The sequence below is a fragment of the Neobacillus pocheonensis genome, from assembly GCF_050477905.1.
In the GTDB taxonomy this organism is placed as follows: domain Bacteria; phylum Bacillota; class Bacilli; order Bacillales; family Cytobacillaceae; genus Neobacillus; species Neobacillus pocheonensis_A.
Window position 1 is genome coordinate 1 of record NZ_JBCNAD010000061.1, and the last position, 22,409, is coordinate 22,409.

The window sequence follows — 22,409 nt, forward strand, 5'->3', positions numbered from 1 at the left end:
TCGTTTCATAAGAAACGAATAATATTGTTTGTTGACGTTTTTGTTTGTTTAGTTTTCAAAGAACAATCACAAAAGGTAATTTGGAGCGGGTGATGAGAATCGAACTCACAACATCAGCTTGGAAGGCTGAGGTTTTACCACTAAACTACACCCGCATATATTTTTAAAATGGTCGGGAAGACAGGATTCGAACCTGCGACCCCTTGGTCCCAAACCAAGTGCTCTACCAAGCTGAGCTACTTCCCGTAATAATGGCGCGCCCGAAAGGAGTCGAACCCATAACCTTCTGATCCGTAGTCAGACGCTCTATCCAATTGAGCTACGGGCGCATCTTGTTAAAACCAACTTTTAAAGTTTATCACAATCGTTTTAGCTTGTCAACACTTTATTTGGTGCGGCCGAGAGGACTTGAACCTCCACGGGGTTGCCCCCACTAGGCCCTCAACCTAGCGCGTCTGCCATTCCGCCACGACCGCATTTAAATCAGCGACAAAGATTATCATATCAGATTATCTTTTCTTTTTCAAGAGGAAATGTTTGGTGCGGGTGAAGGGAGTCGAACCCCCACGCCTTGCGGCGCCAGATCCTAAGTCTGGTGCGTCTGCCAATTCCGCCACACCCGCATAAAATTGTCTAAAGGTGAGCCATGAAGGACTCGAACCTTCGACCCTCTGATTAAAAGTCAGATGCTCTACCGACTGAGCTAATGGCTCATTAAAAAAATGGCTGGGCTAGCTGGATTTGAACCAACGCATGTCGCAGTCAAAGTGCGATGCCTTACCGCTTGGCTATAGCCCAATAATTTCTATAAATAAATGGCGGTCTGGACGGGACTCGAACCCGCGACCTCCTGCGTGACAGGCAGGCATTCTAACCAACTGAACTACCAGACCAATTAGATAAGAAACAGAAAACAAGCTTTTGCTCATTTTCCATTCCTGATGACCCCTACGGGATTCGAACCCGTGTTACCGCCGTGAAAGGGCGGTGTCTTAACCGCTTGACCAAGGGGCCGAAATATTATTTATATGGCGGAGAAGGAGGGATTTGAACCCTCGCGCCGGTTACCCGACCTACACCCTTAGCAGGGGCGCCTCTTCAGCCTCTTGAGTACTTCCCCAAAAATGGCTCCGCAGGTAGGACTCGAACCTACGACCGATCGGTTAACAGCCGATAGCTCTACCACTGAGCTACTGCGGAATAATATAATTTCATTGTCCTACTGGGCAATTGCCCTGTCGACTCTTTACATTATAATGAGGAACTAATATAAAGTCAATATGATTTTTTAATAAAGATTTTTACCAAATTTATAAAGGTCATTCCACTCTTAGCTCTTGTATCTTCGTCAATTTTCCTTTGCATTTCCCGCACACATATCTGCTTGTATCAATGCTCCTTTTTCTTTGATAAGAAAGTTGGCATTTCGTGCATTGATAGATAAGAATTTTTTTTAAGGAACGTTTCACTTTTCGTTCAGGAAGCTGGGTGCAGAAACGCGGGGCACCAACTTTTTTCATAAGAACCTTAAAGTCTTGGTCGCGATGCTGATATCCCTTTCCTTCTAAATGAAGGTGATAATGACAAAGTTCGTGCATGATGATCCCGATTAATTCTTTTTCACCAAGCTGCTCTAAATATTTTCTATTGATTTCTATATTATGGGTGCTTAATAGATATCTGCCGCCAGTCGATTTTAGTCTTGGATTAAAGGAAGCTTGATGCATAAATGGTTTTCCAAATGATTTAATTGAGATTTTTTCGACTAATACTTGAAGATTAGAGTCATCCATTTAAGCTCCCCCTTTACTTGTCCTCATAGGCCTTTCATGTGACAGAAAACATATATTCGAACATGACAACCTATTATAGCATATATTGAATATACCCATATTTAAGAATGCTTTTCGGGAGGTTTTATTTATGCCGACTTGGTTTCAAAACCAAATGAAAAGAGCTTTCTATGAAAAAAATCGCTACCAGATTAAGCTGCTAAACCAATGCTGGTTTTTTTACAGAAAAAAACATAGCTCCTGAAGTAACGGGCAAAGTCCCATAAATAAAATAGATGACCAAAAAATTGGTCATCTATTTGCATGGATACTATTTTGGTCCGTTAAAAATTAAGACGGTGGCAGCATGGTTAAAGCAACTCGGCCTTTTTTCATATCAACAGAGTCAACCCATACCGTTACAACATCACCTACGGACACGATATCTAACGGATGTTTCACAAATCGATTGCTGAGCTTGGAAATATGAACAAGCCCATCTTGCTTAACGCCGATATCAACAAACGCACCGAAATCAACGACGTTTCGCACGGTCCCCTGCAATTCCATACCGGCTTTTAAGTCTTCAAGTTTTAGTACGTCTTTCTTTAAAAGAGGACGTGGTAAATCATCTCGAGGATCTCGTTCCGGTCTTACTAGGGCATCGACAATATCTTTTAACGTTAATTCGCCAATCTCCAATTCTTCAGATACAGACTTTAAATTTAGACCGCTTAAAGCCACTTTTAGTTCTTCTGAACCTAAGTCGTCTGTTGAAAAGCTTAGTTTTGCTAATAATTTCTTTACCTCATCATAGTTTTCTGGATGTATACCCGTACGGTCAAGAGGTTGTTTTCCATCAAGCACACGTAAGAACCCAATTGCCTGTTCATAGGTCTTTGCACCAAGACGGGGCACTTTCTTTAATTGCACCCTGCTCGTAAACTTCCCTTCCTCTTCACGCTTTTTAACAATATTGTTTGCAGCAGTCTTGTTTAGTCCAGCAACATATTGTAAAAGCGAGGAGGATGCGGTATTCACATTAACACCTACCCGGTTAACAGCTGTTTCGACGACAAAGTGCAAGGACTCGGACAATCTTTTTTGAGAAACATCATGCTGGTATTGGCCGACGCCGACTGATTTCGGGTCAATTTTCACCAATTCAGCTAATGGATCCTGTAAGCGTCTAGCAATCGAAACCGCGCTTCTTTCTTCAACTTGGAAATTCGGGAATTCTTCTCTTGCTAAGTCAGAAGCTGAGTATACACTGGCACCTGCTTCATTTACGATCAAATAGAAGATTTCTTCATTCATTTCTTTTAATATATCCGCGACAAACTGTTCTGTTTCCCTTGAAGCCGTTCCGTTACCGATTGCAGCCATTTCTACTTTAAACTCGCGCAAAATATTAATAAACTTTTCTCGTGCTTCTTTTGCTTTGAAATCCGACAAATGCGGATAGATTACATCAATTTTCAACACTTTTCCCGTTTCATCAACGACCGCTAGTTTACAGCCTGTCCGGTAAGCCGGATCGACACCGATGACGACTTTTCCTTTCAAAGGCGGTTGCAGCAATAAGTTACGTAGATTTTCAGAGAAGATATGGATTGCTTGTTCTTCTGCTTTTTCCGTTAATTCACCGCGGATTTCTCGCTCAATTGAAGGTTGAATTAAGCGTTTATAGCTATCTTCTATCGCTTCTACCACAATTGGCGCAGCTGGGGAATGTGATTTGTGAATCCACTTTTTTGAAAGATAAGACAAGATTACGTCAGTGTTCATTTTTACAGAGACTCGAAGGATATCTTCTTTTTCGCCGCGATTTAAAGCGAGAATTCGGTGCGGAACGATTTTGTTGACTGGCTCTTCGTATTCATAGTACATTTCATAAACGTTTTTCTCATCCTTTTCTGCTTCTTTTACTACAGAAGCAACTGTACCAGATTTAGTGGTTTCTTTACGAATCCATTTACGGCCTTCAGCATCATCTGATACCATTTCTGCGATGATGTCTTTCGCTCCGGCAATAGCGTCTTCAATCGTTAAGACTTCTTTTTCTTCAGATAAAAATTCCTTTGCCTTATCTTCGACGCCTTCGTTCGAAAAAGTTAACAGCCATTCGGCTAATGGTTCCAAACCTTTTTCTTTTGCAATCGTAGCCTTGGTTCTTCTTTTTTGTTTGTAAGGACGGTATAAATCTTCTACCTCTTGAAGCTTTTCGGCTTTTGTTATATTGTGTTGGAGTTCATCCGTTAATTTGCCTTGTTCTGCAATGATGCGGATTACTTCTTCTTTTCTCTGCTCAAGGTTTTGTATGTATTGCCAGCGTTCTAGGATGTTTCGAATTTGAACTTCATCCAGAGCACCAGTCATTTCTTTTCGGTAACGGGCTATAAAAGGAACAGTATTTCCGTCATTTAACAAGGAGATGACATTTTTTACTTGCTTGTAAGAGATGGACAGTTCTGCAGCAATTTTCCCTAACAGTTCATCTTCTTTTATCATGGTTTCAGTCACAAGAATAATCCTCCATTCTTTTTTCTTATTGTATCAAATTAACAAGGCGGTTTCATTAAACGAGTGTCACCACACTTTTTAGTTAGCTGAAACCATCCATATAAAAAAAAAGCAAGCCACGATAGCTTGCTTCAATGCAGTATTGAAAAGAGGACAGAATATGTATGAAAAAACGCTCTTTTAAAAAGAGCGTTCATTTAACTAGAATTCGATGAGACCTAGGCTGACTTGCAAGGCTTCATCCACTTTTTCCATCATTTCGTCATCGAGATGGGTAATTTTATCGGTTAACCGCTGCTTATCAATTGTACGAATTTGCTCTAACAGAATGACCGAATCCCGTTCAAATCCGTAGCGCTTCGCATCAATTTCTACATGAGTTGGGAGCTTCGCTTTTTGAATTTGAGCTGTAATCGCTGCAACAATCACTGTGGGACTAAACCGATTCCCGATGTCGTTTTGGATGACAAGTACAGGACGGACGCCGCCTTGTTCAGAACCAACAACTGGGGATAGGTCCGCGAAATAAACGTCACCACGCTTGACAATCAAAGGTTTATCCTCCGCTTACAAGACGTTCAACTGTGTGTTCTGCCTCATATTCTGCCAGAAATGCTTCAGATGCAATTCTAAGATTAATCTTAGCCATTTCCATGTATCCACGTCTCATCGACTCGCGAATTTGTCTCTTTTTTCGTTCGCGTAAATACATTTTTGTTGCCTGGTAGATAAACTCGCTTCGGTTTACATTTTCTTGCTTAACGAAACCGTCTAACTCTGTTAATAAGTGTTGCGGTAACTTCACTAAGATTTCCGTAGTTGCGCCAGTTTCAGACACAAACATACACCTCCACCATCACTACACACCATTTTTTATCTGTACCATATTTTATAATAACACTAATCGAGCCCAATTCATAGACTAAATATAATTCTACTGTATTATAAGCCAATAAAAGCCTCTTTTATGCACAAATAACCGCAATATCATAAATATGTTAAAATTTCTTATTTTAACCCTGCTAATTATCAAGCAGGTAATTTTTTATCTCGACAATTTTACCGCCTTTAATATATTGCCTTGGGACACGCCCTGCAATCATACAAGGGACTTCATAATTAATGGTATCTAGTTTAGCAGCAATTTCATTAATCGATATACATTCGGTACCGTCCGAACCAATTAACGTCACTATTGTCCCAACCGGAATCTCATGTGGAAGACGAATCATACATTGATCCATACATATCCTGCCAACAATAGGCACCCGCCGACCATTTATAAGTACTTCTTGGCCATTCAGCCTACGAATCCATCCATCAGCATAACCAATTGGGATCGTCCCAATCCATTCATCCTTCTCCGTTTCATAGGTTGCCCCGTAGCTTACTTTATCGCCTTTTTGCATTTTTTTCACATGGACAAGCCGAGCCTTTAAGGAGAACGCCTCTTTTAGAGAAAAGGGAATTTCCTTTTCCATCTCAAGCGATGGAGTTAAACCATACATAGCAATGCCAAGCCTGACGGCATTAAAATAGGATTTCGGGAAGCGAATTGTCGCCGCACTATTGCTGGAATGGACATATTTTGGCTGGTGCGTTAACGCAGCCAAAATACTTTCAAAAGCGGCTAATTGCTGCTGAAAATAGGATGGATCCAGTTCGTCAGCAGTCGCAAAATGCGTATAAATCCCTTCAAATTGGAACCTTGCGTCATTCGCGATCACGTCCTCTAGCTCTTTTAGCTCTTCACTGTTGCGAATACCAAGTCTCCCCATGCCAGTATCCACTTTGATATGAACGAGGAGAATCTCACCCGCAAGCAAATGGTTTTTGGCTTCCTCAAGCCATTCTTTTTGAAAAACAGTGAGTGTGATATTATACTTTGCAGCCATTGTAACATCAAATGGACGAGAGGCGCCTAAAACAAGAATAGGGGCTTTGATGCCTTTTTTTCGTAATGCAATGGCTTCATCCATAAAGGCGACAGCTAAATAAGTGGCCCCTGCCGCTAATGCTGTTTCAGCTACTTTGGCATCCCCATGCCCATAAGCATTCGCTTTCACAACTGCGATTATTTCGACCTCTTTATTCAGATGTTTTTTAATGGAGGTAACATTCGCTTGAATACTGTCTAAATCCACTTCAGCCCATGTATCTCGATAGAAATGACCAAGACTATCCATAATTCCACTTCCTAAATTAATTTCTCACATTATTATATTTTACCATAAAAAAACAGGCCCTTGGAAAGAGCCTGTCAATTTAATTTATTTCACTGCATCACCCTGAACAGACTGGGCAACTTCAATTAATTCTTCTTTAGATAGATTTTTGGAAGCAATCATGTAATCGACACCAGCATGGGACCATGAGATGGAATGGTCAGATACCGCCCCAATCGTTGCACCTAAATCCACAATATCACCTTCAACGTAGGTCGGAGCCGTCGCTTCTTTAACCGTTACTTTTTCTTGAACAAGTGTAAACGACTTTTTGCCATCATAGGTGAGGACAACTCGCTTGCCGTTTTGGATTTTCACTTCTTTTTCCCCGATTAACTTGGTTCCCTTCAGATTAAATGTCGGATATTTAACGGTGAAAGCTTTGTCTCCGCCGTTTGCCATGGCTGGTAAATTAAGCTGGGCGCGAGTCATGTTCTTTTTCATGTCGAAAGCATCTTTGTCAAAGCTAGCATTAAATTTAACCTTGGAGAACTCCACTGTCACAAGGGGGTTTCGGTCTGGATCCATCACCTTAACAACCGCTGGTGATAAATCCTTTTTGTTCAGTTTAATTTCTTGGATTGGAAGCATACTATTGTTTTGATAGCGTGTTTTCGTTTCAAAAACATAGTAATCCTTTGTGGTAGAGAATTTTGCGCTTTTATCAGCGACAATATCTTTAATTAGTGATTCATAAAGGTAAGCTTGGCTGCTGTTTTGCGGCCAATCGCTTTGGAAGCGGAAGCTCTTATTAAGAGCAGGCGTCAAAACAAAAACTCCTTGTTCATTTCGCAAAATCATCTGGCTTTGATCTTTTTCGGTGTTTTTCAAATTCACACGATAAAAGGTAGGATCTTTATGCCAGATTTCCACGTTATACACCTGTGAATCAGAGCCCATTTTCAACGTCATTTTTGCATTGACCTTATAACCGGACAGGTCTCCCAGTTTACCATTTAGCTCCTTCACTACATCATCTTGCGATTTAGAGCCGCAGGCAGCGAGCATGAAGATACACATCAGCCCCGTCATGAGCAGCAACAACTTTTTCCTCATTCCTTCAACCCCTTCTTGTCTCATTTCATATGATTATAAGAAGAGAAAGGCAGGGAATGCCGTAGCTGACCTTGTCTCTCCTATTTCCCTATGAATATATGAGACAACCTTTGGGATTATGATAAGGAGATTGCCAAGCTGTTTAAAAAATTAATCTTCAATCACTACTTGCGCTACTGCATAATCTCTACTGTGTGAGATCGAAAGGTGCGCACGAACTTCTGGTTTCACGATAAAAGGCTTTCCTATTGAATCTGATGCAATTTCAATATCTAAAAAAGATAACTCTTTGCCAATCCCTGTCCCAAATGCCTTCGAAAAAGCCTCCTTTGCAGCAAATCGCCCCGCTAGAAATTCTACTTTTCGACGTTCAGAAAGGCTTTCAAACGTATCCTTTTCACGAGCTGTTAAGATTCGTTCCGAAAATTTACCCTGCCTGCTTAATAATTCCTCAATCCTGGAAAGCTCAATAATATCAATTCCAATCCCTTTAATCATCGTTCATCTTCCTTCTATTTAATATCCCAATAGCATATTAGTGTACAAGACATAAAATCTGTTTATGATAGTAATGAGAGGTGGTAAAAAATGTTTACCAGAACCGAAAGCTTTCGTGATTTTATCCGCTTATTTCCGGTTGTTTCTATTATTATTGCCATTCATGTAGTATTATATCTTTTCACTATTTTACCAATGTTCCCAAACTCATGGTTCTTTGAAAACCTTTCTGGCGTCAATCTTTATATAATGGAAGGGGAATATTGGAGACTGATTACCCCAACGTTTATGCACGGCAGCTTTTCTCATATGCTGTTTAATAGTTTTTCGCTTGTCCTATTTGGACCTGCCCTTGAGCGAATGCTTGGACACGGGAGATTTTTATTTATCTATCTTGTAAGCGGGGTTATCGCAAATGTAGCAACACTGCTTCTTGAGCCGTTAACCTATACACATGTTGGTTCAAGCGGTGCGATATTCGGACTGTTTGGTTATTACATCGCGATTATTATGTTTCGAAAACATATGCTTTCAAAACAGAATGCACAAATTATTATTACGCTTTCCGTCGTCAGTCTCATTATGACCTTCCTACAGCCAAACATTAATATAACAGCCCATTTATTTGGATTACTTGGCGGGTTTTTACTTGGTGCCATCCCTTATTTTAATAAAAAGGATTTGGCTAATTCCATTCAAGTAACGGCAAACTGGGCTGGCAGCCACAGGAGGAATCTATCTCATCAATCTCCTGTAAAGCTTATTATTTGGGGAGCGATTATGATCATCGCGATTCTAGGTTTTCTAACACAACGGTAAAAGGGCTTGTGGCCGATGCTAAACCTCGGTGCAATCCCTTTTTTTATACCTCGAATACCATGCAAAAATTTTCTCTATATCGCTTTTTTCTAAATCAATGACGGCTCCGCCACCAGCACCAACCCCTGATTTGACATTGGCTTCGATTGTTCCTAAATTCCGCTTCCGCTGAAAATGACTTTCCCTCGTTTCTAAGCTCTGTATCTTATTTTTCTTCAAATGGATAGTTGTTCTTTTAATAAGCCGATACCTTAGGCTTAGCTGTTCCTGATCAAGGACCCAGCCTGCATCCTTATATTTTAGTACAGCCCAAATGGTGACGAGAGCTAATAAAATGAAGGATAGCAGGCCCCATACCTTCAAAAAGATTATGGAGGTAATGACAATTGGAACTACAAAATACCAGGTACGTAAAATATACCGCCACATAGCCCGTCTTGGGGCCGGAATAAAGGAATTTACAAAAACATATTCTGGTAAGTGGGGCTCGATAATCGCTCGGATATGTTTCACCTTTGCGACGGGCAAAAGAGTAACATTTGCTCCTTCCAAGTTGGCAGATGCCCCTCCTGAACTTTCAATATAGACAGTTCCATAGCCAAGGATTTGTCTAATAATAGTTTCACTTATGTAAATCCCCTGAATGCGCTTAAGTGGAATGGTGATCTGCCGTTTTTCTAACAACCCCTGTGAAATAATGAAATCCTTCTCTGTTTTCATCACAGTAAAATTAGCATATTTCAGCATCGTCATTACTAAAGAAATCAACCAGGCAACAAAAAAACCAATAAACACAAGGATAGCAATGAAAAACAAATTATGAACTGCCCATTTTTCCAAACCGCCAAATAGACGTTTAAACGGAATCAGATCATTCAATTGTGAAAGCAGCGCCAAAACAGCCGATAGGACTACCCCGACTCCACCTGACGTTAACGAGAGAATCACTAATTGGTTAAATGAAATTTTATAGACAATCTGACTCTCTTGATTAAACTGACTTTCCTCTGCTCCATCATTTTTTGCGGCCGCCACATGATCTTGAATCAGCTTGGCCTCTTCTTTGGAGATGGCCGCAAGGACTGCCTCAGCTTCTTCAGCGCCACCGCTGCCGGCAGTTTCGATTTGTAGCTTAACAAGTCTAAATAATCGCTGTAAAATCCCTTCTGTCAAATCAATGCTTTGAATCCGCTCAAACGGAATATATCTTTTTTTACGAATGAAAATACCATATTCAATTCGAAGTTCATTACTTTCGAATCGATATGTATACCTTAACCAAGATAATATCCCCGTGATAAAAGTAATCAAAACAACGATCAACGATATAATCAAGGAACCTGCTAAGCCTTCTTTGCCGTGTCTCCCAACGGAAAAGACAAAGGCAATCCCTGGTAAAATGAGACCTCTTAATCTCTTTCCAGTTTGAATCACACTAGCAATTGGATGAAGCCGTTTCGGTTTAGACATCTTCTTCTGCCACCCTTGCCAATCTTGAAATAAAGAAACGTAACTCCTCTGCTTCACTCTCCTCCAAAGCCGGAATTTCATGAGCAGTGGCGGCTGTATGCACTATCACAGAGGCTAATTTATATTTTCGTAAAATTGGTCCTTGCACAGTATCCACATGCTGAACACGGACCATGGGTACAAGTGTGCGGCTGACAATAAAAATTCCTTCTTGCAATTCGATTTCCTCTTCCCGCACTTCATATCGCCAGCGCTTCCATCTTAAAGCAGGAAATAAAAAAATATGTAAAAACGGGAAAATTACTCCCAATACGATCAAGATAATAGAAATCCAAAATGGCCAGTCAAAAATATGTATGAAAAAAATGATTAGAGCGGTTACCGCCCACCCAATTACTGACTTAATGATACCTGAGATGCGCCATACCTTAAGGGCTTTAGAAGAAATTCTGTATTGCGGCTCAATAAACATGCCATTCCTCCTTTCCTCTTAATCTTACCATTAAAAATAATCTAAGCATGAATGATTATCGAACATCCAACGATAGATAATATCGGATAGTTGAATATCTTTCCATCTTCGGATACAAACTAATTTATCATGTTCCATTTTAGGTGGGATTCCTTATGCCTTTTTTTCGAAAATACAATAGAGAAAAGAAGAACAAACATACATCTCAAAATCAAAGCAGCAATATTCTCCGCTCACAACTATTAAGTTCAGTTTTGTTTGAAAACATTTCCGAAATTCAGTCCATTTTCAGCCAGGCCCCTGATTTAGTTGTGAAGAACTTTGTCATTAAACAAACACAGAGTCAAGCCTCACTTGTTTATTTAAGTGGACTTACTGATAAAGCAGCTATTCAAAATCATGTTTTGAACCCACTTTTATTTGAAGCCAATAAAAAGTTTAAAGACTTTGATGTACAAGTATCTCTTGGACGAGTCGAACAAGTTACCACTTGGGGGGATATTGAAAGTGCAATTTTAGAAGGAACAAGTATCTTATTTATTGAGGGACGGACAAAAGCATATCAATGTGAAACACAGGGATGGCCTCAAAGGGGAATTGAAGATACTTCAATAGAGTCTTCTTTACGAGGATGGAATTGACAGGAATGAGTCTCCTTTATAATAAAGGAAAATATGCTGTCTCTCTGGATGTTCCTGAAACTACCCTATTGCTTGTGTTAAAGAACGAAAAGCGGCATGACGTTACCATGACCCTTCCAATTTTACCACCCGAAAAAGAGAATAACCTCTTTCATCAAAACCAACTAAGTTTCGATGCCAGTCAAGTGAAAACAAAGATAAAAGCAGGATATAAGCAGAATAAATTTCATTTTGATATGAATGTTAAAATGAACATTAATATTGTAGAACAACTTTTTCCTGAAGACAGCCTAAAAAAAGCCGAGTTACAGAAAAGAATTGAAAAAGAACTGCAAAGACAATTTGAAGGCCTCATAAAGAAAATTCAAAAACATAAAATTGATCCTATCGGCCTTGGTCTCTATGCACGTGCCTACCAATACGACCATTATAAAAAGGTTGAAAGCAATTGGGGAGAGGAACTAGCTAAATCCTCCGTCAATGTATCTGTAAAAATAGACATTAACTCAACTGGAGCAGTCAAATAATTAAAGTAATGATAACTGCCTATAAAAAAAGCATGGACGCTGTGTCCATGCTCTTTACTATTAATGGTTAAAGCTTCTCGGCTTTGATGATGATTTTCCGCCTGTTCTTTTTTCACCGCTTCTTGGTTTTACTGGTGCTTTTTTACGGCGGTCTGAGTTATAACCGCCTCGTGAATCGTCCTTGCGGCGACGGTCACGGTCATACGGCTTTCTATCCCTTTTTTGCGGAAGCGGCGACTCTTCTGTTAATTTTACAGGAGTAGTATCAGGCTCCTTCGTTAACATCTTTAATACAGCGGCTACAACCGTTTGTGCATCATTTGCTTCTAGTAATTCATTAGCTGCAGCTTTGTAATAATGAAGATTGTTGGAATCAATTGTTTGTGTAATCTTATCCACCACTGCACGCTGTTGGCCTTCCAACGCTTCATCGAGTGTTGGTGCCTGCATTCTTTCCATCTTGCGTTTTGTTGTTTTTTCGACAATTGCAAGATACGATTTTTCACGTGGTGTAATGAAAGTCATCGCTACCCCTGTTTTGCCGGCACGGCCTGTACGGCCAATACGGTGAACATAGCTTTCCGGATCTTGTGGAATATCGAAATTGTATACATGTGTAACACCGGAAATATCAAGTCCACGGGCTGCTACGTCAGTTGCAACGAGGACATCAATCGTTCCTTCTTTAAATTTACGCAAAACTTGCAGACGCTTTGCCTGGCTCAAATCCCCATGAATTCCTTCTGCCGTATAACCTCTTAGGTTCAACGCTTCAGATAATTCATCAACACGTCGCTTAGTTCTTCCGAAAACAATCGCAAGTTCTGGTGATTGAATATCCAATAATCTTGTTAACACATCAAATTTGTTCTTTTCTTGTGTTTCAAGATAGTATTGTTCAATTAATGGAACGGTCATTTCTTTCGTTTTTACACGAACAATTTGCGGATCCTTCATGAACTTTTCTGCCATTCTTTGAATTGGTCCTGGCATCGTTGCAGAGAAAAGTAACGTTTGGCGTTCTGCCGGTGTTGAAGCAAGAATCGATTCGATGTCTTCAATGAATCCCATATTTAACATTTCATCTGCTTCATCCAGAATAACAGTGTTTACCGTATCAAGGCGCATCGTTTTTCTATTGATATGATCCAATACACGTCCAGGAGTACCGACAATAATGTGCGGAGCTTTCTTTAATGAACGAATTTGGCGGCTAATATCTTGCCCACCATAAATTGGCAATACGCGTACTCTTTTGCCTGAACCAATTTTATAAAGTTCTTCTGATACTTGGATCGCTAATTCCCGTGTAGGTGCAATAATAATCCCTTGGATGGCTTCTGCAGTTGTATCAATTTTTTCAACCAATGGAATTCCGAAAGCAGCAGTTTTACCTGTTCCTGTTTGAGCTTGACCGATCAAATCTTTGTTTTCTAGGCTCAATGGAATCGTTTCTGCCTGGATTGGTGTTGCTTCCTCAAAACCCATTTTGAGGACAGCTTTTAAAGTGGCTTGGCTTATGCCTAAGTCTTGAAACTTCGTCAATGTTTTCATTCTCCTTCATCATTTTGAAAAATATTTTAAATAGTGCTGAATATATTCTCACTTTACGCATCAAATGCGGTAATAGGTGCTTCTTTATTTTACCAAAAAAAAGACATTCTCCAAAGGAGTATGCCCTATTTTCATCGTTCTTTAGACACGTTGATGATAATCATACCATTATCCTAAGTATAATGCAATAAAGACAAATTTTATACGTCCTTAGCGCTTCATCAAAAAGTCTAATACTTGAGAGAACAGGGCTTCTTTTTCCTCGCAATGACAAATATGATGTTTCGACTGTTTAATATAGGTAAGCTTTTTTTCGTTAGCACCAATTGTCTGATATAAGTATTCAGCACTTTTAAGCGGCACAATCCCATCACACTCTCCTTGTGCGATAAATGTCGGCGCTTGAACCTGATGGAGCATTGGTTTGATAAAGGAAACAAGACGACGGAATTGCAAAGTAGCCGCGAGTGGAGTTTCTGTTATTTTTCTTTTATAGCGCCGAAATAATTCATTCTCTTGTAATTTTCCATTCATTGAGTCCTTCAGAGCAGCGAAAATGTCGGCAGCTAATTGTTGGGGATTAACATAGTAGGCCGCCGCACTTAATAAAACAAGCTTGTCCACAGGATATTGGGCTGCAAGATAGCTAGCAATCATGCCGCCCATCGAAAAACCAATTACATACACTTTGTCACAAGTATCATTCAGGCCTTTCAATTCTTCTTCGGCATGATGAATCCACTCTTGGTACTCAATTCCCTTTAGAGATTGTTGCTCCCCATGCCCAGGGAGAGTAGGAACACTAAATCGCCAATCTGTTCGTTCCTTCAAAAAGTCGACTAGCGGTTCCACTTCATATGGTGCTCCAGTAAAGCCATGAATACATAAACAGCCAATCATATATACTCACCTGCCATTAAGACCATTATTTCGCTTGTAAGGCGGTGACGATTTCTTCTAATTTCATCCCCCGTGAGGCCTTTACTAACACCAGGGTATGTTCGTTTACATATCGCATTAATTCTTGAACGAGCTCCGTTTTATCCGAAAAAACAAAAACTCTTTCTTTACCCAACTTATGGCTTGCTCCTTTAGCAATTTGGCCGCCTAACGCACCATAGGTAAACAGAAAATCAATTTGATCTTTATTTAACCCTTCGCCAATTTGCAAATGGTATTGTTCCTCCTCCGGCCCGAGTTCAAGCATATCACCGAGAACAAGAATCTTTCGATCATATCCTTGAAGATTGGAGACCAGGTCAATTGCCGCCATCATTGAAGTTGGGCTGGCATTATAAGCATCATTTATAATTTTTTCCCCATGTTTGCCTTCAACTAGCTCCATGCGCATATTTGTCAATTTAATCTCTTTTAACCCTTCATTCATTTTTTCAAATGGAATGGAAAAATGACGGGCAATCAACATGGACGCTAGTGCGTTTAAGATATTATGTGATCCTAAAACTGGTAATTCAAACCATTGATTGGAAGCATTCATTTTGAAGCGATTACCTTGCTCCATCTGAATGATTTCAGTTGGATAAAAGTCATTTTCTTCGCTTCTGCCAAAGGTTTGAACTTGGACATTTCCTTTATATTCTTGAATCCTCTCCATTAGAAGCGGTTCGTCTCCATGCAGAACGGCGATGCCGCCAACCTGCAGGCCTTGGAGGATTTCAAGCTTGGCTTCCGCAATTCCTTCTCGTGAACCAAGATCTAAAAGATGTGATTCTCCAATGTTCGTGATCACAACAGCATCCGGGCAGGCAAGCTTTGTTAAAAACTCAATTTCTCCCCTGCCGCTCATTCCCATCTCTAGGACAGCAATTTCCGTATCCTCATCCAAGCCTAATACGGTTAAGGGAAGGCCGATGTGGTTATTATAATTCCCCTCTGTTTTTTGCACCTTATATTGGGTAGCCAGCAGGCCTGTTGTCATATCTTTTGTTGTCGTTTTCCCGTTACTTCCTGTAATTCCAACGACTTTAATGGGCAATTCTTTACGGTACTTTCTTGCTAACTCCTGTAAGGCAACTAGGCAATCTTCAACAATCAAGACTGGCAAATCTGTCGGCGGATTCGGCACATCCTTCTGCCAAAGTGCAGCGCTCGCACCCTTACGGATAGAATCCTCTACATACTTATGTCCATCCGAGTGTTCGCCTTTAAACGGTACAAACAAGTTCCCTGCTCCGATTTTTCGGGAATCAATTGAAACGCCAGTTATCAAGGTTTCAGCAAATGGGGTGATATCATTTTTAGCAGAAACCATTTCAGCAACCTGCTGCAAAGATCGTTTTATCATTATTGATATCCTCCTTCTTTATTCAATATCAAAATAGAAACGGACACGGCAATTTATTAAGCCGTGTCACCAAAGTTGTAAATTAAAATGTGTATTTAATGTTTTGTTTTTCGGCATGTCTTTCTTTTGCAAGGTTAACAAGACGCTCGATTAACTGTGGATACTCCACCCCAGTGTGCTTCCATAGTAGTGGAAACATACTAAATGGCGTGAATCCCGGCATGGTATTTACCTCATTAATTAAAGCCTTGCCTTCTTTTGTTAAAAAGAAGTCGGCGCGCACAAGACCGGAACAATCCAATGCTTTAAAGGCAAGAGTAGCCATTTGTTTAATTTCAGCATATTCCTCATCGGTAACATCGGCAGGGATAATAAGAGCTGTATCGCCGTCTTCATATTTTGCTTTATAATCATAGAAATCCTTTTTTGGAACAATTTCACCCGCAACCGAGCATTCAGGCTCATCATTGCCAAGAACGCCTACCTCGATTTCGCGAGCGATTACGCCTTCCTCAATAATGACTTTACGGTCAAATTGGAAAGCTTCCACAAAAGCTGCTTCTAATTCAGCACGATCTCGGCACTTGCTAATCCCAACGCTCGAACCAAGATTTGCTGGCTTCACAAAGCATGGATAACCAAGCTCTGCTTCCACCTTCGCATAGGCTTCATCCTTCGCCTTCGCCCATTCGCTTTTGATAAAAGCAACATAGTTTACCTGCTGAAGACCAGCCTGTGCAAAGACATTCTTCATCATTACCTTATCCATTCCGGCGGCTGAAGCAAGTACCCCATTTCCAACATACGGCAGGTTTAGCAGCTCTAATAATCCTTGTACCGTTCCGTCCTCACCATTTGGTCCATGCAGCAATGGAAAAATGACATCGAGCGGTTCTCTTTCCTGTTTCTCTGCCTGGAAAAGAGAAGGTGCTAGAGATAATGGCGACAATTGATTCCCCTCGGAAAATTCAAGTGCTTTGACGTTTGCTGGCGGCTCACTTAATTGCGGCCCCTTTATCCACTGTCCCTCAACATTTATGTAAATAGGATGAATTTCAAATTTTTCAAGGTCTAATGCTTTAATTACCGCTAAGGCTGTCTGCAGGGACACCTGATGTTCAGCGGATTTTCCTCCATATAACAAACCTAGTTTTGTTTTCATACGAAACAAACCTCCATATTCTCAGTCACGTTTTATTTTAACACTTTATTAATGAAGATAGGAAATGTCTATTATGCTATTTAAGATGTTTTTCTCTATTGATTAGTTTATGAATGATACAGCTTGCTTAAAAACAATCTCTCGGAATTTTATCATCCATTTTAGCTTATTTTCATGTATGATAGTGATGAATGACTTATTGGAGGACAATACACATGACAGGATCATTATTATCAATTTTATTAATAGGCTTTTTACTGGGAATCAAGCATGCGATTGAACCTGACCATGTAATCGCCGTCTCCACCATTGCCAGTAAATCGAAAGATATTAAACGCTCAGTTTTTGCCGGAGTTTATTGGGGAATCGGCCACACGGCTACCCTATTTATTTTCGGCATGTTCCTTATCATTGCCAAAAACACCATCACTGACACAGTTGCCTTAAGCCTCGAATTTCTTGTCGGCATCATGCTTGTCACTCTGGGAGTTAATAGCATCGTTTCGATTTTAAAACACTCACACCAACATACGCATGCGTCTGATACAAATGAAAAAGCCCGGCCGCACATAAAGTCTTTTTTCATTGGGTTGATCCATGGACTTGCTGGAAGTGCTGCCATGGTCCTGCTGACGATGAGCACGGTAACCACTGCCTGGCAAGGGGCCATATACATTCTTATATTCGGCTGCGGCACTGTTATTGGCATGCTCAGCTTTTCAACCGTAATCGGTCTGCCTTTTGTTTTAACCTCAGGGAAACAAGTGAATCGATACTTAAATAACCTCGCTGGTATTATCAGCATTTTGTTTGGAATTTATTATATGTATAACCTAGGTGTAAATGAAGGTCTGTTCTCCCTATGGTTCTCATGAAAAAAATAGTCCCATGGTGTGGGACTATTTTTATATAATATTCAACTTCCATTCCTTCGTTTTTTTATCAAAGATAAGTTTCGCATGATATGGTTTATTAGAGATTTGTTGATACTCCTCATACATATCATCCATATTCGCAAAATCGCCAATAACCCAAACAGGAATTTCAATTCGAGTCCGCTGATGGTCCGCATCCCTTAAGGATATACAAATTCCTTCTTTAATGAAGGGTGTTAACGAAAGCAGGATTTCTTTCGCAACCGGAGGATAGGTTCGTTTTTTTCTTAAACCGAGTATTGACTTTTCCGGCTTAAGCTCCCCTAATTTTCGTGCCATCGCAACGCTTAGTAAATGGAAAAAATCCTTAAAGCTGCGGTAATAGATTTTATTATACCAGCCGTCATCATGCGCCAAATAAACAAAACGGTTGCCTAATTTATTATAAAAAGGCAATTTTAAATGATGTTTATGGTGTCCTAAGTATAATAATTCAGCCATTTCCTGCCCGGTCAGCTCATTTAGCCCTTCTTCCTCAATAAAATCAATCCAGCAGAAATTCCCGTATCCATAGACATCTTCTGCCGCCAATTTATTAATTCTATCTTCCGGACAATATTCGAGCAGTGTGTGCCTATTAAAATCAGCATCATCAAAACGGTGCGCGAGTAGCAGCAAGTGGTTTAATGAACCTGAAAAAGCAGCCGTAAATTCATCGAATTCAATACCGTAGGACATTACATACTGATCTGATTGGTTTAAATGGACATAGATGAGATCCCGTATGTCTTGATGATGCTTTTTCAAAGCCAAACTCCTCCGATCAAACACAATTGTGATGTTATCTTTCCATTTCCAAGAAACTACCAAATATATTTTTCCATACTTCCTCATTTTATCAAAAAATAGGTCAAATAGCTTATTTCAATTCTTTTACAAAAAATAATTTTGGTTAACACCGAATCAATTTTATTATCGGTGCCTTACACCATTAAAAATACGCATACTATGTATATTATTGGTTTTAAAAGTGAGGTTAATCAGCATGATTAAAGATATGTCCCAGGATGAATTAAGTTTATCGATTATAAAAACGTTAAAAGATAACAAAAAAGAGGAATTTGAGGTGATTTTAGAGGAGCTTCAGCCTTATGATATCGCGAAAATATATGAAGATTTGCCAGAAAAGCATAAGGGCCGCTTTCTCCTTTTTTTAAACTTTGATGTTCTCGCCGATCTTATGGAGGAGCTTGAGACGCCCGAGCAGCTAGATTTATTGAATAAGCTTGGCATTGAAAAATCCAGTAAAGTCCTTGATTTAATGGATAATGATGACTTGGCTTTACTGTTACATGACGTGTCCCCCGAGAAAAAGGATTCCCTATTATCAGGGATGAACACAGAGGAATCAAATGCAGTTAAGGATATTATGAAATATCCGCCAGAAACAGCTGGCAGAATCATGACCAACCGATTCATCTGGATTCGCAGCTATTATACCGTTCGAGAAGCTGTCGATAAATTTAAAAGCTTTGCGGAGTTCGCTGAGTCGATGAATTATCTCTATGTGACCGACGAGGGTCGAAAACTGGTCGGAGTGGTATCTTACCGGGATTTATTGTTAGCCGGGCTGGAGGAAAAAATCGAAACGATTATGTATGAGCGGGTCATTTCTGTTACCGTGACGACAGACCAAGAAGTAGTTGCCCAAACAGCCGAACGCTATGACTTCTTAGCAGTTCCCGTTGTCGATGAAAATAATATCCTAGTTGGAATTGTTACTGTTGATGATATTATCGACGTTGTTATCAAAGAGGCAAATGAAGACATTGAAAAATTATCGGCATCAGGGAAGTCGATTGACTTTGAAACCAAAACATTCATTGCTGCTGCAAGAAGACTTCCATGGTTGATTCTGCTGCTATTTATCGGCCTTATTTCAGGGAGAATCATCAGCAGCTTTGAGGATACCTTAAAGCAGGTGGTTGCGCTTGCATTTTTTATGCCGATGATTGCCGGCATGACCGGGAATACTGGAACACAATCGCTCGCTGTCGTAGTAAGAGGCCTCATCTCCCACGATATCGATAAGGGAGTGGTTGCCCGTTTAATTACCCGCGAGCTCGGAGTTGGAATCACCATCGGAATCACCTGCGCCGTCCTTATTGCAATGATTGCTTATATTTGGCAGGGTAATCTTATTTTAGGAGCCGTTGTCGGCTGCTCGCTATTTTTCACGCTGATTATCGGTACACTGGCCGGTACTGTCATTCCGCTCATTTTATACCGTTTTAAAATCGATCCGGCTGTTGCTTCCGGACCGCTTATTACGACACTAAATGATATATTTTCTCTGCTAACCTACTTTGGGATTGCCACGATGTTTTTGAAGCATTTGATGTGAAAAATGAAACCTTTCGGCACTGTAAACGTTATATATGTTAAAGGTTTGTAATATATTTCCTAAAGAGTAAGCTTTTTAATGCTAGCATTAAATTAATTGCAGATAAAATGGGTGTGACGAATGGAAAGATACACGAAAAAAGCCGACCGCTTTGATTGGACGTTAACATTACTATTGTTTCTTTTTTTCCTGATTAGTAGTGCAGCCATTTATAGTGCCCAAGCATCTGCCCAGTACGAAGAAAATTTTCTCGTCAAGCAAATGTTCTGGTATGTGGTTGGCGTTGGGATTATTACCATTTCTATTTTTATCGATAGCTATCAATATAAACGACTTTCTTGGTATTTATATGGATTTGGTCTTTTATTGCTGATAGCTGTTTATCTGGCACCAGAATCGATTGCACCCTATCGTAACGGAGCAAAAAGCTGGTTCATCATTCCTAAAATAGGTTCGATCCAGCCTTCTGAATTTGTAAAAACCTTTTTGATTTTAGCCTTATCCCGCGTGATTACCTCCCATCAAGAAAAACATCTGGAAAAATCGTTAAAAACAGACTTTCTTTTACTTTTAAAATTAGGAATCACCACTGCGGTCCCACTCGGCTTAATCATGCTCCAGCCAGACCTTGGAACAGGGCTCGTCATTCTGTCGATCTTAACAGGACTGATTCTAGTTTCAGGCATATCGTGGAAAATCATCTTGCCGATATACAGCTTTGGTGCCTCATTTGCAGGCCTTATCTTTTATCTCGTTTTACAAAAGCCGGAGATTCTTGAAAAATACCTTCATGTCCAAACCTATCAGTTTAATCGTATTTATGCTTGGCTTGACCCAGCGAATCATTCCACTAGCTCCAGCTATCATTTGTTAAAATCGTTAAGTGCCATTGGTTCTGGACTTATTTACGGGAAGGGATTTGGGGAGCGAGAAGTGTATATCCCAGAAGCACATACCGATTTCATCTTTGCCGTCATCGGCGAGGAATATGGCTTTGTAGGCGGCAGTATTGTCATCGGTCTTTTCTTTTTGCTTATCTATCATTTAATTAAGACTTCCCTGGATACGACCGATTCGTTCAATACATATGTCTGTACGGGAATTATCAGTGTGCTGACTTTTCATGTCTTTCAAAATGTGGGCATGACCATTCAGGTGCTGCCGATTACAGGAATTCCTCTGCCGTTTATCAGCTATGGCGGCAGCTCATTGATGGGCAATATGTTTGCCATGGGACTGGTGTACAGCATTCGTTATCACCATCGAACTTATATGTTCTCTACTGAAAAATCGTTCAGTTCATAAATAACCATAATGATTTCTTTATTAGATAAACTGTTATAAAATATATCATGTTGAAAACATATATTTATTAAAGCGAAGGTGAACCATGTCACATTATATTAGCTCTATTTTGGAGTTCTTCTCACAATTAGGATATTTCGGTATTGCCTTAGGACTAATGATAGAAATAATCCCAAGTGAAATTGTTTTAGGTTATGGTGGCTATATGATCTCTCAAGGTCATCTCAATTTTCCTGGAGCTATCATCGCCGGCACCATCGGCGGAACGATTGCTCAATTGTTTTTATATTGGGCAGGTTATTATGGAGGCAGGCCTTTTTTAGAAAAATACGGAAAGTACGTCCTGATTAAAAAGAGCCATATTGATATTGCGGAAGATTGGTTTAATAAATATGGCGCAGGAGTGATTTTTACGGCACGGTTTATCCCGGTCGTTCGACATGCCATTTCTATTCCGGCCGGAATTGCGAAAATGTCGGCCACTAAATTTACTCTTTATACCGTAGCAGCAATCGTACCGTGGACCATCCTGTTCCTTTATTTAGGAAACACTTTAGGCAGCAACTGGTCCCATGTAAAAGAAAAAGCGCAGCCATTTGTCATACCACTCATTATTGCAGCTGTAGTCGTCGCGGCGATTTACTTTTTAATTAAGAAAACGAAGAAAACCACCGATTAAGCACGGTGGTTTTCTGTTTTATGAGGACAGTTTTTGCTTTTTCCTTCTGTTTTTTGTCCTCATGAACACTTTATGAGGACAGTTTTTGCTTTCCCAGACCAGGTTTTGTCCTCATGAACTCT

22 protein-coding genes and 11 tRNA genes are annotated in these 22,409 nt (G+C 40.1%); 8 read left to right on the plus strand and 25 right to left on the minus strand.

Annotation, left to right across the window (positions count from 1 at the left end):
* Window positions 1–81 precede the first annotated feature (81 nt).
* From ABES02_RS26525 to ABES02_RS26580, 12 genes are all read right to left on the minus strand, one after another.
* A tRNA-Gly gene (locus ABES02_RS26525) sits at window positions 82–155 on the minus strand.
* A 14-nt stretch (window positions 156–169) separates the two neighbouring features.
* Window positions 170–246, minus strand: a tRNA-Pro gene (locus ABES02_RS26530).
* 6 nt (window positions 247–252) lie between these two features.
* Window positions 253–329 (minus strand) — tRNA-Arg (locus tag ABES02_RS26535).
* A gap of 61 nt (window positions 330–390) precedes the next feature.
* Window positions 391–476 (minus strand) — tRNA-Leu (locus tag ABES02_RS26540).
* Between the two features lie 62 nt (window positions 477–538).
* Window positions 539–623 (minus strand) — tRNA-Leu (locus ABES02_RS26545).
* A 17-nt stretch (window positions 624–640) separates the two neighbouring features.
* Window positions 641–713, minus strand: a tRNA-Lys gene (locus ABES02_RS26550).
* A gap of 10 nt (window positions 714–723) precedes the next feature.
* Window positions 724–798: transfer RNA gene (locus ABES02_RS26555), tRNA-Gln, on the minus strand.
* Window positions 799–816: 18 nt separating this feature from the next.
* Window positions 817–893, minus strand: a tRNA-Asp gene (locus tag ABES02_RS26560).
* A gap of 49 nt (window positions 894–942) precedes the next feature.
* A tRNA-Glu gene (locus tag ABES02_RS26565) sits at window positions 943–1,014 on the minus strand.
* 15 nt (window positions 1,015–1,029) lie between these two features.
* Window positions 1,030–1,120 (minus strand) — tRNA-Ser (locus ABES02_RS26570).
* Between the two features lie 5 nt (window positions 1,121–1,125).
* Window positions 1,126–1,200, minus strand: a tRNA-Asn gene (locus ABES02_RS26575).
* Window positions 1,201–1,319: 119 nt separating this feature from the next.
* Window positions 1,320–1,793 (minus strand): SprT family protein, encoded by a 474-nt coding sequence (locus tag ABES02_RS26580; RefSeq protein WP_430140761.1) that lies wholly within the window; start codon window positions 1,791–1,793, stop codon window positions 1,320–1,322.
* A gap of 130 nt (window positions 1,794–1,923) precedes the next feature.
* Here ABES02_RS26580 and cmpA point away from each other — a divergent pair, with 130 nt between their 5' ends.
* Window positions 1,924–2,037: a cortex morphogenetic protein CmpA gene (gene cmpA / locus ABES02_RS26585; RefSeq protein WP_430140762.1), complete on the plus strand. Its 114-nt coding sequence runs from the start codon at window positions 1,924–1,926 to the stop codon at window positions 2,035–2,037.
* Window positions 2,038–2,123: 86 nt separating this feature from the next.
* Here cmpA and ABES02_RS26590 read toward each other — a convergent pair whose 3' ends face one another.
* From ABES02_RS26590 to acpS, 6 genes are all read right to left on the minus strand, one after another.
* Complete coding sequence (locus ABES02_RS26590; protein WP_430140779.1) at window positions 2,124–4,283, minus strand: Tex family protein; 2,160 nt, start codon at window positions 4,281–4,283, stop codon at window positions 2,124–2,126.
* Window positions 4,284–4,496: 213 nt separating this feature from the next.
* Window positions 4,497–4,847 carry a type II toxin-antitoxin system endoribonuclease NdoA gene (ndoA, locus tag ABES02_RS26595; protein ID WP_007083556.1) on the minus strand — a complete coding sequence of 117 codons (351 nt, stop codon included), beginning with the start codon at window positions 4,845–4,847 and terminating at the stop codon, window positions 4,497–4,499.
* Window positions 4,848–4,851: 4 nt separating this feature from the next.
* The gene (locus ABES02_RS26600; RefSeq protein ID WP_098531723.1) at window positions 4,852–5,133 is read right to left on the minus strand and encodes a CopG family ribbon-helix-helix protein; all 282 of its coding nucleotides are present in this window, start codon (window positions 5,131–5,133) and stop codon (window positions 4,852–4,854) included.
* Window positions 5,134–5,317: 184 nt separating this feature from the next.
* Window positions 5,318–6,481 (minus strand): alanine racemase, encoded by a 1,164-nt coding sequence (gene alr / locus ABES02_RS26605; RefSeq protein WP_430140763.1) that lies wholly within the window; start codon window positions 6,479–6,481, stop codon window positions 5,318–5,320.
* Between the two features lie 84 nt (window positions 6,482–6,565).
* On the minus strand, window positions 6,566–7,576 hold the full coding sequence (locus tag ABES02_RS26610; protein ID WP_430140764.1) for a LolA family protein: 1,011 nt from the start codon (window positions 7,574–7,576) through the stop codon (window positions 6,566–6,568).
* Window positions 7,577–7,726: 150 nt separating this feature from the next.
* Window positions 7,727–8,074, minus strand: coding sequence for a holo-ACP synthase (gene acpS / locus ABES02_RS26615; RefSeq protein WP_430140765.1), 348 nt, complete (start codon window positions 8,072–8,074; stop codon window positions 7,727–7,729).
* 90 nt (window positions 8,075–8,164) lie between these two features.
* Between acpS and ABES02_RS26620 the strand changes: the two genes are divergently transcribed.
* Window positions 8,165–8,893 carry a rhomboid family intramembrane serine protease gene (locus ABES02_RS26620; RefSeq protein ID WP_430140766.1) on the plus strand — a complete coding sequence of 243 codons (729 nt, stop codon included), beginning with the start codon at window positions 8,165–8,167 and terminating at the stop codon, window positions 8,891–8,893.
* Window positions 8,894–8,911: 18 nt separating this feature from the next.
* Here the strand turns inward: ABES02_RS26620 and ABES02_RS26625 are convergent, their stop codons facing one another.
* Window positions 8,912–10,363 carry a PH domain-containing protein gene (locus ABES02_RS26625; RefSeq protein WP_430140767.1) on the minus strand — a complete coding sequence of 484 codons (1,452 nt, stop codon included), beginning with the start codon at window positions 10,361–10,363 and terminating at the stop codon, window positions 8,912–8,914.
* The gene (locus ABES02_RS26630) at window positions 10,356–10,835 is read right to left on the minus strand and encodes a PH domain-containing protein (protein WP_430140768.1); all 480 of its coding nucleotides are present in this window, start codon (window positions 10,833–10,835) and stop codon (window positions 10,356–10,358) included. The genes ABES02_RS26625 and ABES02_RS26630 overlap by 8 nt, the downstream gene beginning before the upstream one ends.
* Before the next feature lie 155 nt (window positions 10,836–10,990).
* Here ABES02_RS26630 and ABES02_RS26635 point away from each other — a divergent pair, with 155 nt between their 5' ends.
* Both ABES02_RS26635 and ABES02_RS26640 read left to right on the plus strand, forming a co-directional pair.
* Window positions 10,991–11,476 (plus strand): spore germination protein, encoded by a 486-nt coding sequence (locus ABES02_RS26635; RefSeq protein ID WP_430140769.1) that lies wholly within the window; start codon window positions 10,991–10,993, stop codon window positions 11,474–11,476.
* Between the two features lie 5 nt (window positions 11,477–11,481).
* Window positions 11,482–12,003 carry a Ger(x)C family spore germination C-terminal domain-containing protein gene (locus ABES02_RS26640; protein ID WP_430140780.1) on the plus strand — a complete coding sequence of 174 codons (522 nt, stop codon included), beginning with the start codon at window positions 11,482–11,484 and terminating at the stop codon, window positions 12,001–12,003.
* 60 nt (window positions 12,004–12,063) lie between these two features.
* Here the strand turns inward: ABES02_RS26640 and ABES02_RS26645 are convergent, their stop codons facing one another.
* The 4 genes from ABES02_RS26645 to ABES02_RS26660 form a co-directional block, all read right to left on the minus strand.
* Window positions 12,064–13,557, minus strand: a complete 1,494-nt coding sequence (locus tag ABES02_RS26645; RefSeq protein ID WP_430140770.1) for a DEAD/DEAH box helicase — start codon at window positions 13,555–13,557, stop codon at window positions 12,064–12,066.
* Between the two features lie 210 nt (window positions 13,558–13,767).
* The gene (locus ABES02_RS26650; RefSeq protein WP_430140771.1) at window positions 13,768–14,457 is read right to left on the minus strand and encodes an alpha/beta hydrolase; all 690 of its coding nucleotides are present in this window, start codon (window positions 14,455–14,457) and stop codon (window positions 13,768–13,770) included.
* A 25-nt stretch (window positions 14,458–14,482) separates the two neighbouring features.
* The gene (locus ABES02_RS26655) at window positions 14,483–15,862 is read right to left on the minus strand and encodes a UDP-N-acetylmuramoyl-tripeptide--D-alanyl-D-alanine ligase (protein ID WP_430140772.1); all 1,380 of its coding nucleotides are present in this window, start codon (window positions 15,860–15,862) and stop codon (window positions 14,483–14,485) included.
* 82 nt (window positions 15,863–15,944) lie between these two features.
* Entirely contained in the window at window positions 15,945–17,024 is a 1,080-nt protein-coding gene (locus ABES02_RS26660) for a D-alanine--D-alanine ligase (protein WP_430140773.1), read from the minus strand.
* A 215-nt stretch (window positions 17,025–17,239) separates the two neighbouring features.
* On the opposite strand from ABES02_RS26660, the gene ABES02_RS26665 reads away from it, so the two are divergent.
* Window positions 17,240–17,899, plus strand: coding sequence for a sulfite exporter TauE/SafE family protein (locus ABES02_RS26665; RefSeq protein ID WP_430140774.1), 660 nt, complete (start codon window positions 17,240–17,242; stop codon window positions 17,897–17,899).
* A gap of 30 nt (window positions 17,900–17,929) precedes the next feature.
* On the opposite strand, the gene ABES02_RS26670 is transcribed toward ABES02_RS26665, so the two are convergent.
* A complete protein-coding gene (locus ABES02_RS26670) occupies window positions 17,930–18,706 on the minus strand; it encodes a hypothetical protein (protein ID WP_430140775.1) in 777 nt (258 codons plus the stop codon).
* A gap of 238 nt (window positions 18,707–18,944) precedes the next feature.
* Between ABES02_RS26670 and mgtE the strand changes: the two genes are divergently transcribed.
* From mgtE to ABES02_RS26685, 3 genes are all read left to right on the plus strand, one after another.
* A complete protein-coding gene (gene mgtE / locus ABES02_RS26675) occupies window positions 18,945–20,303 on the plus strand; it encodes a magnesium transporter (RefSeq protein WP_430140776.1) in 1,359 nt (452 codons plus the stop codon).
* Window positions 20,304–20,423: 120 nt separating this feature from the next.
* Window positions 20,424–21,608 (plus strand): FtsW/RodA/SpoVE family cell cycle protein, encoded by a 1,185-nt coding sequence (locus ABES02_RS26680; protein ID WP_430140777.1) that lies wholly within the window; start codon window positions 20,424–20,426, stop codon window positions 21,606–21,608.
* Between the two features lie 85 nt (window positions 21,609–21,693).
* A complete protein-coding gene (locus tag ABES02_RS26685; protein ID WP_430140778.1) occupies window positions 21,694–22,287 on the plus strand; it encodes a DedA family protein in 594 nt (197 codons plus the stop codon).
* The last annotated feature ends 122 nt before the right edge of the window (window positions 22,288–22,409 follow it).

Bases quoted from the DNA above. Each gene is read 5' to 3' on its own strand.
- ABES02_RS26580 (WP_430140761.1), bottom strand. From the start codon at position 1,793: ATGGATGACTCTAATCTTCAAGTATTAGTCGAAAAAATCTCAATTAAA.
- cmpA (WP_430140762.1), top strand. From the start codon at position 1,924: ATGCCGACTTGGTTTCAAAACCAAATGAAAAGAGCTTTCTATGAAAAA.
- ABES02_RS26590 (WP_430140779.1), bottom strand. From the start codon at position 4,283: ATGATAAAAGAAGATGAACTGTTAGGGAAAATTGCTGCAGAACTGTCC.
- alr (WP_430140763.1), bottom strand. From the start codon at position 6,481: ATGGATAGTCTTGGTCATTTCTATCGAGATACATGGGCTGAAGTGGAT.
- ABES02_RS26610 (WP_430140764.1), bottom strand. From the start codon at position 7,576: ATGAGGAAAAAGTTGTTGCTGCTCATGACGGGGCTGATGTGTATCTTC.
- acpS (WP_430140765.1), bottom strand. From the start codon at position 8,074: ATGATTAAAGGGATTGGAATTGATATTATTGAGCTTTCCAGGATTGAG.
- ABES02_RS26620 (WP_430140766.1), top strand. From the start codon at position 8,165: ATGTTTACCAGAACCGAAAGCTTTCGTGATTTTATCCGCTTATTTCCG.
- ABES02_RS26625 (WP_430140767.1), bottom strand. From the start codon at position 10,363: ATGTCTAAACCGAAACGGCTTCATCCAATTGCTAGTGTGATTCAAACT.
- ABES02_RS26630 (WP_430140768.1), bottom strand. From the start codon at position 10,835: ATGTTTATTGAGCCGCAATACAGAATTTCTTCTAAAGCCCTTAAGGTA.
- ABES02_RS26635 (WP_430140769.1), top strand. From the start codon at position 10,991: ATGCCTTTTTTTCGAAAATACAATAGAGAAAAGAAGAACAAACATACA.
- ABES02_RS26640 (WP_430140780.1), top strand. From the start codon at position 11,482: ATGAGTCTCCTTTATAATAAAGGAAAATATGCTGTCTCTCTGGATGTT.
- ABES02_RS26645 (WP_430140770.1), bottom strand. From the start codon at position 13,557: ATGAAAACATTGACGAAGTTTCAAGACTTAGGCATAAGCCAAGCCACT.
- ABES02_RS26650 (WP_430140771.1), bottom strand. From the start codon at position 14,457: ATGATTGGCTGTTTATGTATTCATGGCTTTACTGGAGCACCATATGAA.
- ABES02_RS26655 (WP_430140772.1), bottom strand. From the start codon at position 15,862: ATGATAAAACGATCTTTGCAGCAGGTTGCTGAAATGGTTTCTGCTAAA.
- ABES02_RS26660 (WP_430140773.1), bottom strand. From the start codon at position 17,024: ATGAAAACAAAACTAGGTTTGTTATATGGAGGAAAATCCGCTGAACAT.
- ABES02_RS26665 (WP_430140774.1), top strand. From the start codon at position 17,240: ATGACAGGATCATTATTATCAATTTTATTAATAGGCTTTTTACTGGGA.
- mgtE (WP_430140776.1), top strand. From the start codon at position 18,945: ATGATTAAAGATATGTCCCAGGATGAATTAAGTTTATCGATTATAAAA.
- ABES02_RS26680 (WP_430140777.1), top strand. From the start codon at position 20,424: ATGGAAAGATACACGAAAAAAGCCGACCGCTTTGATTGGACGTTAACA.
- ABES02_RS26685 (WP_430140778.1), top strand. From the start codon at position 21,694: ATGTCACATTATATTAGCTCTATTTTGGAGTTCTTCTCACAATTAGGA.